The 14,827-nt window shown below is 62.6% G+C and carries 10 protein-coding genes; 5 read left to right on the plus strand and 5 right to left on the minus strand.

The features are described 5' to 3' along the window. The first annotated feature begins 439 nt into the window (after window positions 1-439). Entirely contained in the window at window positions 440-1,948 is a 1,509-nt protein-coding gene (locus SSPN_RS60350) for a LuxR family transcriptional regulator (protein ID WP_143539705.1), read from the plus strand. Here SSPN_RS60350 and SSPN_RS0126305 read toward each other — a convergent pair. Further along, window positions 1,922-2,578, minus strand: a complete 657-nt coding sequence (locus SSPN_RS0126305) for an isochorismatase family protein (protein WP_029535734.1) — start codon at window positions 2,576-2,578, stop codon at window positions 1,922-1,924. The genes SSPN_RS60350 and SSPN_RS0126305 overlap by 27 nt on opposite strands. Window positions 2,579-3,000: 422 nt before the next feature. Here SSPN_RS0126305 and SSPN_RS0126310 point away from each other — a divergent pair, with 422 nt between their 5' ends. From SSPN_RS0126310 to SSPN_RS0126320, 3 genes are read left to right on the plus strand one after another with little or no spacing between them, the layout of a single operon-like run. After that, window positions 3,001-4,977, plus strand: a complete 1,977-nt coding sequence (locus SSPN_RS0126310) for a phenazine-specific anthranilate synthase component I (protein WP_010310913.1) — start codon at window positions 3,001-3,003, stop codon at window positions 4,975-4,977. A 45-nt stretch (window positions 4,978-5,022) separates the two neighbouring features. Further along, window positions 5,023-6,585: an FAD-dependent oxidoreductase gene (locus SSPN_RS0126315; RefSeq protein WP_010310915.1), complete on the plus strand. Its 1,563-nt coding sequence runs from the start codon at window positions 5,023-5,025 to the stop codon at window positions 6,583-6,585. A gap of 44 nt (window positions 6,586-6,629) precedes the next feature. After that, window positions 6,630-7,472 carry a PhzF family phenazine biosynthesis protein gene (locus tag SSPN_RS0126320; protein ID WP_010310917.1) on the plus strand — a complete coding sequence of 281 codons (843 nt, stop codon included), beginning with the start codon at window positions 6,630-6,632 and terminating at the stop codon, window positions 7,470-7,472. Window positions 7,473-7,488: 16 nt separating this feature from the next. Here the strand turns inward: SSPN_RS0126320 and SSPN_RS0126325 are convergent, their stop codons facing one another. The 3 genes from SSPN_RS0126325 to SSPN_RS0126340 form a co-directional block, all read right to left on the minus strand. Next, on the minus strand, window positions 7,489-7,989 hold the full coding sequence (locus SSPN_RS0126325) for a PhzA/PhzB family protein (RefSeq protein ID WP_029535735.1): 501 nt from the start codon (window positions 7,987-7,989) through the stop codon (window positions 7,489-7,491). A 251-nt stretch (window positions 7,990-8,240) separates the two neighbouring features. Then, window positions 8,241-9,926, minus strand: coding sequence for a group II intron reverse transcriptase/maturase (gene ltrA / locus SSPN_RS45840; protein WP_010310922.1), 1,686 nt, complete (start codon window positions 9,924-9,926; stop codon window positions 8,241-8,243). Window positions 9,927-9,994: 68 nt separating this feature from the next. Continuing rightward, complete coding sequence (locus SSPN_RS0126340) at window positions 9,995-11,575, minus strand: reverse transcriptase/maturase family protein (RefSeq protein ID WP_202798913.1); 1,581 nt, start codon at window positions 11,573-11,575, stop codon at window positions 9,995-9,997. A 244-nt stretch (window positions 11,576-11,819) separates the two neighbouring features. Here SSPN_RS0126340 and SSPN_RS0126345 point away from each other — a divergent pair, with 244 nt between their 5' ends. Continuing rightward, the gene (locus tag SSPN_RS0126345; RefSeq protein ID WP_029535146.1) at window positions 11,820-12,644 is read left to right on the plus strand and encodes an HARBI1 family protein; all 825 of its coding nucleotides are present in this window, start codon (window positions 11,820-11,822) and stop codon (window positions 12,642-12,644) included. 1,455 nt (window positions 12,645-14,099) lie between these two features. Here SSPN_RS0126345 and SSPN_RS45845 read toward each other — a convergent pair. Further along, the gene (locus SSPN_RS45845; protein ID WP_158309649.1) at window positions 14,100-14,822 is read right to left on the minus strand and encodes a DDE-type integrase/transposase/recombinase; all 723 of its coding nucleotides are present in this window, start codon (window positions 14,820-14,822) and stop codon (window positions 14,100-14,102) included. Window positions 14,823-14,827: the final 5 nt, after the last annotated feature.

Consider the following 14,827-nt stretch of genomic DNA (forward strand, 5'->3'; position numbering starts at 1 on the left):
ACGAAAGGTCACTTCTTCATGCCCGATCGAGCATACATGGCGGTCCTGCTCAGAGTCCCGATGCGACAGTGAACGCGCAGAACATCACCAGGACACCAGCAAGCGCAGGGAGCCCTGCCACATGGCTCTAAGGTGGCTGATCGACAGTCTCCGATCCCGGCCTCGCTGAATGCTGCCCAGAACCCGCCACTGGTCTGGATCAGCGACGGTGCTGGGCTGCAGCACTAACAGAACATGAGGAGCGTGTGCCGTGCACGGATTGGACTGGCCCCATGAGCGATGGAGCTTGACGGACTCCTTCGAATCCGACCCGCTTCTGACGACAACCAGTTCGCACACGGTTGACGAGGCCCCGTTTTCGGCGGGATCGCATGAACCAGCAACGCACGCGGCCATACGTTCGCATTACCCGGATCGGCCCACCTCAGTCGTGGCAGCGGTGCGAGCACTGCTCTCCAGAGGCTGGATCGAATCTGCGGTCATGTTGGCCGAGGCGACCCTGAATGACGGTGTGCCGGAAGGGTTAGCGGCAGAGCTCCGATGCACGCTGATCGCTCCGTTGATCACCAGCGGGCACACGGCCGAAGCGATCGCCATCGCCGACCGAGTGCTTGCTGTCCCCGACCTGGCGACCACCACGTTCGACGACACCGCAGCAGGTCGAATGCTGGCGTTAGTGCTGCAAGGCGACTTCGCCAGCGACCACGCCTCGAAAGTGTTGCAGGAACCGGACCGGACATGCCACGGCCAGGCACGGACTGCGATCGCCTTGACCGGATTGGCACATCTCGAGTGGTCGGCCGGCAATGTCGCTGGCGCGCTGTGTTGGGGGAGGCGGGCCGCGACCTGCGCGGCGTCCGTGAAATCTGCGGATTGGCGCTGGTATCCGCCGCTGATGATGGCCGAGATGTTGGGCGAGTTGGGCGAGTTCGACGACGCCGAGAAGATCCTGCGCCAGGCCCGCGCGGAAATCGACCAGTTTGGGTTGACCATGCACGCAGCACAAGCTGACCTGATACGTGCGCGCTTGCTGCTGCGGGCGGGACGGCAGACGGCGGCACGGTTGACTGCCGAGGCATGTTTGTCCAGCGCACTCGAATTGGGGACGTGGCGAGTGGTTCCTTCGGCGGAGTCTGTTCTCGCGCTGATCGCATTCCGTTCCGGCGATGCAGCGTTGGCTCGTTCCTATCTGCGACGTTGCCGGGAAACCTCGACATACGAGCAGGGTTCCGCCGCGCGGTCGGCGCGCGACGAGTGGATTCAGCTGCTGGTGCACACCTCGAAGGAAGATCCGTCGAGCATCGAAGCGCTACTGCATACCAACCTGCTGCACAGACCCGCCCTGTTCGTGGAGGAGCCGGGTGCTGCCGCGTGGTTCGTACGTGTCGCGATGGACGTGGGCGACGAGAAGATTGCGATCAAGGCGATCGAAGCTGCGCAGGCCGTAGCCAACGCGAACATCGGTACGCCTGCGGTTGCCACTGGTGCGCTGCATGCTCGCAGCCTTTTCGAACGGAATTTGGATGGACTGCTGGATGTCATCTCCGAATATGGAGACGCTTGGGCCAGGGAAACCGCGATAGAAGATCTAAGAGCCTTGTTGGGTGGTGGCGTTCGGTCCAGCGACTGGCCCGACTCCAGAAACGTTGCCGAAAGCGGACGAAACGACTCGGCCAACGCTAAGAATACTGACGGGTTGCCCGGCAAGGCGGAATTTATTCCGCCGGAGCTGACGGAAACCGAACGTGCCATTGCCGAGTTGGTCAGCCAAGGATTGACCAATCGTCAGATTGCACACCGCGTTTTCCTCTCCCCGCACACCGTCAACTACCATCTGAGGCGGATTTTCCGAAAACTCGGGATAAATTCCCGCGTGGAACTCGCGAGCCAAGAGCGCTACGCGGTGCGACGCGAAATCCGGTCATCCGGTCGGCACGGAAGCAGTTGATGTGAGTGCAGCAAGTACCTGATCTGTCGTCGGAACAGCTGCACAACGTTGCGCGGCGTACGACACAGCCATTCGATGCTCCTCCGGGGAGAAGTCCGCTACCGCGTCGCAGACCAGAAACGGTTGGATGTCGTGGGAGAACGCGTCGCAGGCTGTGATTAGGCAACCGACGTGAGCGTACACGCCGCAGACGATGAGCTGGTCGCGCCCGCAGTCACGAAGATAATCCAGTAACCCGGAATTGTGAAAGGCACTGTATCGCCACTTCGTGAATACGCGCTCGTGGTCGGCTGGCGCCAGTTCGGCCACGATTTCGCGGTCGGCCGAATCCACCGTCATTCCCGGCCCCCAGAAGTCTTTGAGCAGGCCGCGCTGCTTGCTGTTCATCCCGCCTGGCTGCGCCGTATATGCTACGGGAATGCCCAGATCTGCACAACACTCACGCAGGCGCGCGATGTTTCGCACCAAGTCCAGGGTCGGAGAATCGCCGGGGAACTTCGCCAAGAAGTAGTTCTGCATGTCGTGGATCAGCAACACTGCTCGGTACTGGCTAACGTTCCAATCGACCATGCTGCGCGGCACATCGTTAGTTGTTGGCATGGGGTATGCGCCGATCGGCGGTATGCTCACGGAAGCCTCCTCAACGGTGGGTTTCCCGGCCCCATCGCGCAGGTGCCGAGGATGTTCGGCGCGGTTTTCTCGATTCGCCCGGACAGCGATTCTCAATGTGAAAACTCACTGCGAACATAATTCATCTACGGGTGCGCGCAATGCCCTTTTCGGTTGCACTACTCGAACGGGTAGCCCGTGTCTTGGCGTCCGACGGGTTGCGATAGATACGAGCCTCGCAACACCGCTAAAACGAGTAGTTGTTTTTTTCGGCGTTGGTTCCGGTCGCCGAGCAATGTAGAGTCAAGACGCCGAAATCTTGCATGCCGTCAACGGAAGATTTGGATGCGGTAAGCAGTCGCTGGCGGCCCTGGAGGACTGGGTGCACGGTGCGAGTACGTGCTGCGCGCCGTTTCGCGTAGGACCGTAGTCAAGGAGTTTTCATGGCCAAACGCGTAGTCGCCGGGTTGAAAGAACTGCTCGTTTCGAACCCGCCCCCCTTCGCCGTGCTGCAGCGGCCGGAAATGGGGAACAGTCTCGAGATTCTGCTTGGCGAGGTCACCGAGGTCTGTTCGATCGAAGACTTGGGGATCCCACCATCTTCCACGGGGCCAGCGCGCCAGGAATTGCTCGTGCTCGTTCCGTATAGACAGCTAACCGAACGCGGCTTCGAATGCGTCGATGATGGCGCACCCATGCTGCAGATGGTGGTCCGGTCGCAAGGAACGGTCAACGTCACCGAAGCATTGGGCGCACTACCTGACGAGCCGGTGGAGTTGAAGGACGCCCGCTTCGACACCGACGACGAGACTTACGCAGAGGTCGTCCGGAGCGTCCTGCGCGACGAGATCGGCAGCGGCGCTGGCTCGAACTTCGTCATTAGGCGGTCGTTCACGGCCACTCTCGCCGACTTCTCGCCACGCGACGCGTTGAGTCTGTTCAGACGGTTGCTCGTTGCGGAGCAGGGTACGTACTGGACTTTCGTGGTCCACACGGGTTCCCGAACGTTCGTCGGAGCTAGCCCCGAAAAGCACGTCAGCCTGGATCGGGGCACGGTGGTGATGAATCCGATCAGCGGCACCTACCGGTATCCGCCGGAGGGGCCGTCGGCGCAGGACGTGCTGCGTTTTCTGGCGGATCGCAAGGAAGAAGACGAACTGCACATGGTTCTCGATGAAGAACTGAAGATGATGGCCAGGATTTGCGACCGGGGTGGCACCGTGGTCGGCCCGCGGTTGCGGGAGATGGCCCGTCTGGCGCACACCGAATACCTGATCGAGGGCCAGACGAAGCTGGACGTTCGGGACATTCTACGGGAAACGTTGTTCGCGCCAACGGTCACCGGAAGTCCGCTGGAAAACGCCTGCCGGGTGATCAAGCGGTACGAGCCGTCGGGACGCGGTTACTACAGCGGGGCAATCGCACTGATCGGTCACGATGGGGCGGGTTACCAGACACTGGACTCAGCGATCCTCATCCGCACCGCGGAGATCGAACGCGATGGTCGGTTGCGGGCTGGCGTCGGCGCGACGCTCGTCCGGCACTCCGACCCGGGTTCCGAAGTCGCTGAGACCCGAGCGAAGTTGGCCGGAATGCTCGCGGCGTTCGAGGGCGGAGTCGACGCGCCGCATCAGCGAGAACGCGGATTGTCCCTCGACGCGAATCCGTTGGTTCGAAAAGCGCTGGACGGACGCAACAAGAACTTGGCGCGGTTCTGGTTGACAACGGATCGCGGTCACGTGCGCACGGTGCCAGAACTGGTCGGCCGTCGCGTGCTCGTGATCGATGGCGAGGACACATTCACCGCTATGTTGGGTCACCAGCTGACCGCTTTGGGACTGACCGTCTCCATCCGCAGCTATGACGAGTCTTTCGAGATGGACGACGACGAGTTCATCGTGCTCGGCCCCGGGCCAGGCGATCCCCGGATGCTCGATGACCCGAAGATCGCCACGCTGCGCCGGATCACCCGGCGGCTCCTTCACGATCGACGTCGATTTCTCGCGGTGTGCCTAGGGCACCAGGTCCTCTGCGGACTGCTGGGCTTGGACGTGGTCCCCGAGGTAGTTCCGAACCAGGGTGAGCAGATCGACATCGACCTTCTCGGGGAACGAAGAACTGTCGCTTTCTACAACACATTCGTCGCCAAGTCCAGTAGCGACCACCTGTACCACCGGGATCTTCCGGGGCCGGTCGTCATCAGCCGGGAGCCCGATTCAGGGCGGGTGCATGCGTTGTGCGGGCCGGGTTTCCGGTCGATTCAGTTCCACCCGGAGTCGGTGTTGACCATCGACGGAATGAGTATTCTCGGCGATCTTCTCGGCACCCTGGTGCCGGCTACCGGGTCTGTGCCCGCACAACGTGGCTTGTCGGGCGTTTCTGGTCCTGCGCGGACCGGCGTGCGGACAAGCACGGGCTGAGAGGACGCGCAGCATGCAGTTGGAATCACGTCTCGGAGGCCGGTCATGCGTCCTGGCGTCATCGTGATCGGTTCCGGCGCGGCCGGCCTGTCCGCGGCCCTCGCCGCGCGGGCGGCTGGCGCCGACGTCACCGTCCTGGAGGCGACGTCGACCTTGGGCGGGACGACGGCGCTCTCCAGCGGTGCGGTGTGGGTGCCGAACAACCATGTAGAAGCAGCAGGGCGAGGCCGCGACTGCGCGGAGAAGGCGCACAGGTATCTGTGCTCGCTCGCGGTCGGCGACGTCGACCCCCGCCTCGTCAACCGGTTCCTCGACGCGGGACCACGAATACTACGGTGGTTGGAAGGCACGTCCCCGCTGCAATGGAGCCTGCTGCCATATCCGGATTGCCATTCCGAGCTGCCTGGCGGCATGGAAGGCGGTCGCTCCCTCGAACCGTGCGCGCTGCAGATCGAGCCCAGCCTCACCCACCAACTGCGGCCGCCGCTGCCGTGGCGCCTGCCTGCGATGCTCGCCGAATTGGCCGCTGGCCAGCTTTCGCTGGATGTGGTCAACCAACGACGGCGAACCGGTACGGTCACCGGAGGGCAGGCACTCGTGGCCGCGCTGCTGATCGCGGCCCACACGGCGGGTGTCAGCTTTCGGACTACAGCAAGGGCTACGAAACTCGTCTGCGACGATGGCACGGTGACCGGTGTCGACGCCCGTGGTCAGCGGCTGCGTGGTCGGGTGTTGTTGGCAAGCGGTGGTTTCGAGCGGGATACCGCACTCGTCAACGCGTTCTTGCGGATGCCGGTGCTTGGCTGTGTGGGCGCACCCGGCGCGCGTGGTGACGGCCTGCGAATGGCGATGTCCATGGGGGCCTCACTCGGCAACATGTCCGAGGCGTGGTGGTGTCCAACGACGCCTGACCCCGACGCGGAGATCGACGGGGAATCGCTGCACCGGATGCTGTTCGCCGAACGCGCGCGCCCTGGCACGCTCATGGTAGATCGGCGTGGCCGCAGGTTCATCAACGAAGCCCAGAACTACAACGACGTCGGCCGGGCGCTGCACGCGTTCGAGCCAACGGAATTCTGCTTCGAGCGGGACCCGTCATGGCTGATCTTCGACGCGATTCACCGGCGCGACTACACCGTCGGCCCGGTCCGGCGAGATGCTTATGCCCCGGACTGGCTTCCGTGCGGAGGTACTCTCGCCGAACTCGCCGATCTCATCGACGTCCACGCCGAGACGCTGATCCAGACCATCGAACGGTTCAATGCGGCGGCCAAGGACGGACTCGACCCGGAGTTCGGGCGCGGCACCAACGCGTACGACCGGGCGATGGGAGATCCACAGGCGACGCATCCCACCCTGCGGCCGCTCACCGAACCGCCTTTCTACGCCCTGCCGGTTCATGCCGGGGTTGGCGGGACGAAAGGCGGTCCCCGCACCGACCCGCACGGGCGGGTACTGCACGTCGAAGGTGGTGTGATTCGCGGGCTCTACGCTGCGGGCAATGTCGCGGCCAGTCCGTTCGGGTTCGCCTACCCGGGTACCGGTGGCACTCTCGGGCAAGCACTCGTTTTCGGCGCCCTGGCTGGCGAAGCCGCCGCAGGCGACTGAGGCATTGATGCGCAACTTCCGGACAACGCACGACGAGGAGAACGGTGCCGAACCACGCTTACGTAATCACCGACGTCTTTACCGCAACTCCGCTGGAGGGCAATCCGCTGGCTGTTTTCATCGACGCCGCCAGCCTGTCCACAGAGCAGATGCAACGCATCGCCAGGGAGATGAATTTGTCGGAAACCACGTTCGTGCTTCCCGCCCGCGAGGTTGCCGACGCGCGGGTCCGGATCTTCACACCGGTGAACGAGCTGCCCTTCGCCGGGCACCCCACGCTTGGGACTGCCATCGTGCTTGGTGCGGAGACGAACCAGGACACGATCCGACTGGAGACCGAAGTCGGGGTGATCACCTTTTGGTTCGAGCGCGCGAACGGGAAGATCGTCGCCGCCAGGATGCTGCAGCCGATCCCGAGTTGGCAACCGTACGAGCATGCTGACGAACTGCTGGAAGGTCTTGGCGTCCCGGCTTCCGAGCTACCGGTCGATGCCTACCGGAACGGGCCTCGGCACGTCTACGTCGGGCTCGGCAACGTGGCGGCGCTGGAGGCGATCCACCCGGACCTCCGGGTGCTCGCCAAATTCCCCGACATGGCCGCGCTCTGCTTCGCCGGCGCGGGCACCAATTGGCGGTTGCGGATGTTCTCACCCGCGTACGGGGTCGCCGAAGACCCGGCCACCGGCTCGGCCGCAGGTCCACTGGCGGTCCACCTAGCCCGGTACGGCCGGATCGCATTCGGCAGCCAGATCACGATTCGCCAGGGTGTCGAAATCGGCCGGCCCTCGACCATGTACGCGACGGTCGAGGGCGCAGGCGAGCTGATCGATCAGGTGGAGGTGGTCGGTGCGGCGGTCGTGGTCGCACACGGCACCCTCGTGTTGTAACCGCGATGTGGAGGTCTCATGCGGGTATACCACCTCGTTTGATCACCGGTACCTCGATCCCCAGCGCGCGCATCTGCTGGCACGGGTTCATGAATTCGCGGATCTCTTTGATCTTGCCGTTTTCCAGCAGGAACGAATGGATGAAATGGTTCTTGTAATGCCCTGGTGGGTAATCGGGGAAGAGAATTTGCCCCTCGCCGTCGCATTCGACCCAGAACCGGTTCGGATCCTGCGTCTCGTAGATCTCCACATTGATCCACTTCCAGTCCGGGAAGCACTCCAACGACCAGGCGGCCATGGAATACAGGTTGTCCTTCCCGGTCGCGAATACCGGCTCACCGGTGTCCGTCGTCCACAGGCCGCCGCGCTCGGTGCCGTCATCGGTGAACAAATGATGACGTTGCAAGCGAGGCTCACCTTCGGTAACTCGCAGATATTCTTCGACGGTGGCCCGATTGCGTCGTCTGAGCTCCGCTTCGTTGCGGAATGCTACTGCGTCCTGGGGCGCTTCTGTCATTTGTTAAACCTCTCCATCTGTGGTGATGCGGACGCATCCGTCGATGACCACATCCATTGGCGGCCATCCTCGTGCCCCAACGTCCATGTGAAGGTCGAAAGTTGCGCGAACGAGCTTCCACAGAAAGCCTCCGCCAGCGCCATTACGACTGCAACTACCCTTCCGAGTAGCCGGTCAGGGGTAGGCGGGTCGTCAACCCAGTGACACCCACTTGAATGAGTAGCTACCACACTATGACTGCAAGCGTCCTGTTAGCCCAGCTGTTTCGCGCGGGTTGGTGTGACATGGATCGGGAGTAGGGCGAAGTGCCTGTCTCGTAAGGGAAACTGGGACTTGTTGAGGGTCCAGTCCGCCGAACGGGAAGGCACTTCGCGGGTGAAGGGTAGCAAGCGGCCGAAGCGGGTCAGGGTCAGCGCCGATGGGCGTGGTGTGGTGTCGCATGCCGGGGTGGGGATGTCGGTTGAGTCGGCCTGGAGCGCGGTGCCGGTGTTGCCGCCGGTCCGTTTCTCCAGGCCGCTCGCCGAACCCGGCGTGCCCATTACTGAGCACCGGGCTCTCCACGGTTGCTGTGGTCGGGTGGTTGTCAGGTTGGCCAAGGGCTGGGGATCGTGTTGCCGCGGTAGCGGTACCGGGTGATCGGCGGTGTCCGCGACAAGTTGATCAACTCGATGTCGTCCGCGGTGATCGGCAACCAAGCCCCGTGCGGGCCGAGAAGCCGCTTGCGGATGTCCTTCCACGACCAGCGATGCATTTGTCTTGAGCCACATGATCACGCGACGCCAGAGGAAATCCCCGAGCATGTGGAAGGTGTATTTCGCGACTGCGTGCCGGAAGTAGTTGGCCCAGCCGTGCACGATCTGGTTGAGCCGGATCAGCACGTCCTTCGGGTCTGCCTGTGACGTCCTGCGGGTCAGGGCACGGATCTTGTCCTTCACCGATCGGATGGGCCGGTCGGCGATGAACGTGTAGACGTACCATTTGGTACTTCCTGGTTTGCGGCGCCACTGGATGTGGAACCCGAGGAAGCTGAACCCATCGGCCATGTTCACGATCCTGGTTTTCGCTTGTGACAGCTTCAATCCCAGGGGTTCGAGTACTTGGGCCACTTCGTCCTGGATGCTGCGGGTGTCCTCGGCGGAGCAGTGGACCAAGATCGCGAAATCGTCCGCGTAGCGGACGATCCGCCAGTTGGCCTGGCCGTGCCGACGACGTTTCCTGCGCTGGTACGGGCTTTCCATCCGCCCACCGGGCAACCAGTCGCGGTGCCAATGCTCATCGAGCGCAGACAGCGCGATGTTGGCCAGCAACGGCGAGAGGATGCCGCCTTGCGGCGTGCCGGTGTGCGTCTCTCGTGTACTGCCGGACTCGGTCATGATCCCGGCTTTGAGGAACGCTTTCACCAATGCCAGGACCCGCTTGTCCTTGACTCTGGCTCGCACCCGGTCCATGAGAGCGGGTTGCGAAATTTCGTCAAAGCACGCTTCGATGTCGGCGTCGAGCACCCAGAGATAGCCCTTGGTGCCGAAGCGTTGGATCTCGGCGATCGCGTCCTGAGCACGCCGCTTAGGCCGGAACCCGTAGGAGATCGGCAGGAAGTCGGCCTCGAAAATGGGCTCCAGCACCAGTTTCAGCGCAGACTGGACGATCCGGTCGGCCACGGTGGGAATACCGAGGTTTCTCAGTTTCCCTGACCCACCTGGTTTGGGGATCTTTCGCTCCTTCACCGGCAGGGGCCGGAATTCGCCGGACTTCACGTCCGAACGCAGACCGTCGAGGAATTCCAAGGCGCCGATGTCCCGTTCGACGTCGAAGGCCGTCAAGCCATCCACGCCGGCGGTCCGGGCTCCTTGGTTGCCCGCGACCCGGTTGAACGCCACGATCAGCGTCGCCGGGTCGTGCAACACCGGTAGGCCGCTGGCGAGGTGCCGTGTCGCCACGGTCCTGCTCCAGCGGCCCCCGGTCCGAACCACGCGGGCACCTTTCGGTGCACGTAGCTCTCCAGTGACTACTCCGTTAATAACGCGGTTGGTTGCCCCGTATGGATGTCCTCATGGCAGCGGGGGCAGACCACGAGGGTCTTTCTCCGCTTCTTGGCCATGTGTTGCGCCCACGGGGGCTGTGGTTGTCCAGGTTCGGTGAGGTCGGCGAGTTTTCGGACCTGATGGACTTCCACCTGGTCCTTCTGCTCGCATAGTTCACATCTGCCCATGCGGAGCCGTGTGATCAGCTCTTTGCGGGCAACGGGCCGGACTACCGGGCGGTCTTGCAGAACCGCCTTCTTCTGCCGTTTCAGCGGGATTTCGCCGAACCTTCCGACCAGTGGTTTTCTGCCTGCTCGTGGGACGCTGGCTTCGTAGCACGTCCGGGGTCCATCTGGTGTCGAGATCTTGGCCCTGTACTTGCGGGCCATCGCTGACACCGTCGAACGGTGCTTGGCGGCCAGCGTTTTGAGCATCGAGGTCTGTGCGACCCATTTCAGCCGGCTCAGTCTCCAGACGTCGCCGGCCAGCAGATAATACTGGGCGAGTCCCCTAAATTCCGCTCCGTACGTGCTGACGATCGTGAGGTCGTTACGATTCAGCAACTCGGTTCGGCGCTCGGGCTTTCCGTGCTTCAGATAAGGGGCACACTTGGCTTTGATCACTTGCCGTGGAACGCGCAGTGCGACACTGCCGTTGACGGACGGACGGGTCGCGCTGTGCTGGACAGTGATCTCGTAGCCGAGGAACGACGCAGCCTCGGTACGGGCGTGCGTGATCAGCGTCTTGTCCGGGTTCAGTTCCAGCTTGAGATCATCCCGCAGGAACTGCGCCAGGCACTGCTTGATTTGCTCGGCTTCGGCCTTCGGGCCAGCGAACCCGAGAAGGGTGTCATCGGCGTAACGGCAGTAGCGAAGCCGCCTGTAGCCCGGATCCTGAGGGTCCTTGCTAGGCGTGCCCCGCAACTGCTTACGCAACTCGCGTGCCGCGGGCGCGAAACCGCGTTTCCGAGCGCGCACCGCCGCCATTCTCACCCTTGCATATGCAGGGTTGGGTGCCCTGCTCTCTCCTCGGGTGTACTGCGGTACCAGAACTGTTTCGACGAACTTGTCTAACCGATCCAAGTACAGATTGGAGAGGATTGGTGAAACCACACCACCTTGCGGGGCCCCACTAAGCGTTTCGTTCCACACCCAATCCTCCAGATATCCGGCTTGCAGCATCTGTTTGATCAGCCGGAGGAACCGGTTATCGTGGATTCTTTCGGCCAGCGTAGAGAGCATGACCTCATGGTCGAAACTCCCGAAGCAGTCTGAGATATCACCCTCGATAAGCCAGGTCGTGCCAGTCCATAGATCCGCCACTTCACTGAGCGCGGTATGGCATCCCTTGCCTGGACGAAAACCGTGCGAACGGTCGGATAATCGCGGCTCGTAATATGCCTCAAGTAAGAGACGGATCACTTCGCCGACGAGTTTATCCGACCATGAAGGCAGGCCAAGTGGTCTCTGCTTCCCGTTCTTTTTTGGGATATAGATGCGCTTGGCTGGCTTGAATCGGAAGCGCTCGTGGCGCACCGCGTCGATGACGCGCTCGATCTTAGCCATTGACATGCCATCCGCGGTTTCTCCATCGACCCCAGGTGTCATGGCTCCGTGGTTAGAGTACAGGCGCCCGTAGGCCAATGACCCTTTCCGGGTAAGCATCTGTGGCTCTGGGTAGTCGTCGTGGCTGCGGCTGGTGCGTGTGGCGGTGACACGCCGAAGTTGTTGTGATGCAAAGTTAAAGCGCGGAACCCCGGGTATGAATTTGGTCCTACCACAGATCAACTTCATAGGAGTTCCGCGCCTGATGAGTGTGACATACACCGCGACGTTGCCGGTACGCGACCTGACCGTGCTGTACCTGTCGAGCTTGCTGCACACCCAACGCCTGCGGTGCGGCACCCGCAAGCACCGGAGATCGCTGAGCACATACAAGCAGGCGATCCTGGTGCTGCGCTGGTTTCTCGACGGCACTCGCGTGAAACAGCTGGCCGTCGATCACACGATCAGCTCCTCCACCGCATACACCTATCTCCATGAGGGATTCGCAGTGCTCGCCGCCCAGGCTCCAGCACTGGAATCAGCACTGCTGGCAGCGAAAATCGCAGGCCACGGCCACATCTCCATCGATGGCACCCTGATCGAAACCGATCGGGTCCGTACACCCGGCCCCACTCGTGGCGTGGACCTGTGGTGGTCGGGAAAACACTCCAACCACGGAGGCAACATCCAGGTCATCACCGCCCCCGACGGCTGGCCGCTATGGACCTCCCAGGTGCGCCCGGGCCGCGAGCACGACACCACCGCGCTCCGCGCCCACCCCGAAATCATGCCCGCCCTCACCGCCTGGACCAGCGATGACCTGCCCGTCCTGGGCGATTTAGGCTACGAAGGCGAATCCGGCACCATCACCGTCGCCTTCAAGAAACCGAAAGGCGGCGAACTCACCGACGACCAGAAAGCCCACAACAAGACCCACAACGGCAAACGAGCCATCGGGGAACGCGGAAACTCCGTGCTCAAAACGACCTTCAAAGCACTCCGCAACATAAGCCTGTGCCCCCGGAAAATCGGCACCATCGTCAAAGCCGCCCTCGTCATCCTTCACACCGAACACGACCGCACAACATGATCACCCACAGCGACCAACCGTTACCCGGAAAGGCTCAATAAGTACATCTGCGGGTTGAAAAGCTGTCGGAACAATTCATTGCACGGCAGGCCACGCCTACCGCGTTCACGGAGGACACCCAGCACTGTTTCGGCGCTCTGCAATTTCGCATACCTCCCAGCCTTCGAGTATCCGATCACCTGGCCCCCTTGGCCCTGCGGACGGCCTTCCCGTCCTCCTTGGTAGGGCGTTACTCCTACGACTACTGCGGGGCCTCTGTCACCTTAGGGCTCGCGCCCCTTAGGTGATCCCACGTTCGTCCCTGTCATACGTAATAGTGCGACTTAGGATCCTCACTTATCTCCTTGAATGCCCTCGTTGGGCATCGCTCCACATCCCGGAGGTTGCATCGGCCACCTCGTGATGCCGATGCAGGTTGCGGCACCGGTATCAGGCGTTATTTCCGGTGGGCGTGCTCTTGCACCTTCTGGAGATTGAGGTCTAGGCAGTTTAGCTTTATCCGTATCGCACGGGTCCCGCAACGCCTCGCTTCATACGCCTGAACGCGAGCGTTACTTTCCTGGCATGCTATTGTTCCCTGCACCTTTCGGATTCAGGTTAGCCATCGGACCCAGGAACCTCCCTCCGAGTTCCTCCCGGCTTGACCGGGGATATGACAAGGCGCTTTCGTGGCGCAGCGAGGTTGAACAGGTCGTCGAACCTGCGGCCAGGATCGGCCGCCGCCCAACGGTGAAGCTTGGTCTGCATCTCCAGTACCCGGCCCGACGCCCCCGCAGGGACCTCTCCAGCCGGAGCGCTGCCGTTCGGCGGCGCGTCTTCTGACATTGCAGTCTCCGTCCCTTCTCGAAACCGCTGCCGCCCTTCCCCACGTGCCAGGTTTTCCCTGGCTCCGAGTACTACAGCGGCTCCGCCCCGTTCCGGCCCGATCAGCCGGCGGTGGACCCAGCCACTCCGACCGCGCTGGCAGCACGGCAGGTGGCGAGGACCGGAACGGTTCCCGTGTTCACTGCTGACCGTTCATCGCAGTAGGTGCCCGACTCTGTCCCGGCGGCCTCGCCACGGTTACGCCGCAGGCTATTCACCGTGGCCTCCTGAGCCTGCAAACACAGACCTGCCCAGGAGTTCCCCGCTCCGCGATGAGGGAGCGGGTGCGCGCCGCGACCGGCCCAGATCCGCCAGATTTCGGGCCGGTGACTCATTACGGGACGTAAACGCCGGTTCCTCTCGTACACCTCTGCGTCGCGCTCGCCGGGCCCGATCCATCTGGCAGTACTGGACCGCCCCGGCTTTGTCACGGCTGCTCCCGCCCTCACCGACACCCCTCGGGTCGGGCTGCCGCCAGCTACGCGAGCCCTGCTGCGACGGGGCTCGCGGTGCAGGTCTTCCACCTCCACTCGGTCACGCAGCGCTTTCCACGGCGCACGTAGTTGTCAAGTCAAGTGAGACAGGGTGTGCCTACTCGATGGTTTGTTCTTGATCGACTGGCTGGTTGATCCAGGCGACCTCGGGTAACTGAGGTGGCCTGGGACGGCGGGCGAACCGCTCGGGGTGCGCCGCGTGGGCCCGATCGAGGGTGAGTTGCCGCTGGACATGGACCTGCTCGGCGGTGCCGAAATGCACCGAGGCCGGGGTGTGCATCCCGATGCCGGAATGCCGATGCTCGTGGTTGTAGGCAAGGAAGAACCCATCGCAGAAGGCGCGGGCGTCTTCCAGCGACCCGAACCGCTCAGGAAAATCCGGCACGTACTTCATGGTCTTGAACTGTGCTTCCGAGTACGGATTGTCATTCGACGTACGGGGTCGGGAATGCGACCGCAACACGCCTAATTCGACGAGCAGCTCGGACACGGGCTTGGACACCATCGCACCGCCCCGGTCAGCGTGGATCGTGTGCGGCTCGATCCCGTTGCAACGGACGGCATCGCAGAGAAAATCTCTCGCCACCACCGCATCCTCAGCCGCGGCCACCAACCACCCCGTAACATAGCGGGAGAAAATGTCGATGATGACGTAACATTTGTACCAAACTCCTTTCAGTGGTCCTTTCAACGCGGTGATATCCCAGGACCACACCTCGCTGGGACCGCGAGCGGCAAGCTCTGGGCGTACCCGGGGCGGATGCGTGGCCTGCTTGCGACGCTCGCGGACCTGGCCCGCGGCGCGGGCGATGCGATACATCGTGG

This window comes from Saccharopolyspora spinosa NRRL 18395, from assembly GCF_000194155.1.
In the GTDB taxonomy this organism is placed as follows: Bacteria; Actinomycetota; Actinomycetes; order Mycobacteriales; family Pseudonocardiaceae; genus Saccharopolyspora; species Saccharopolyspora spinosa.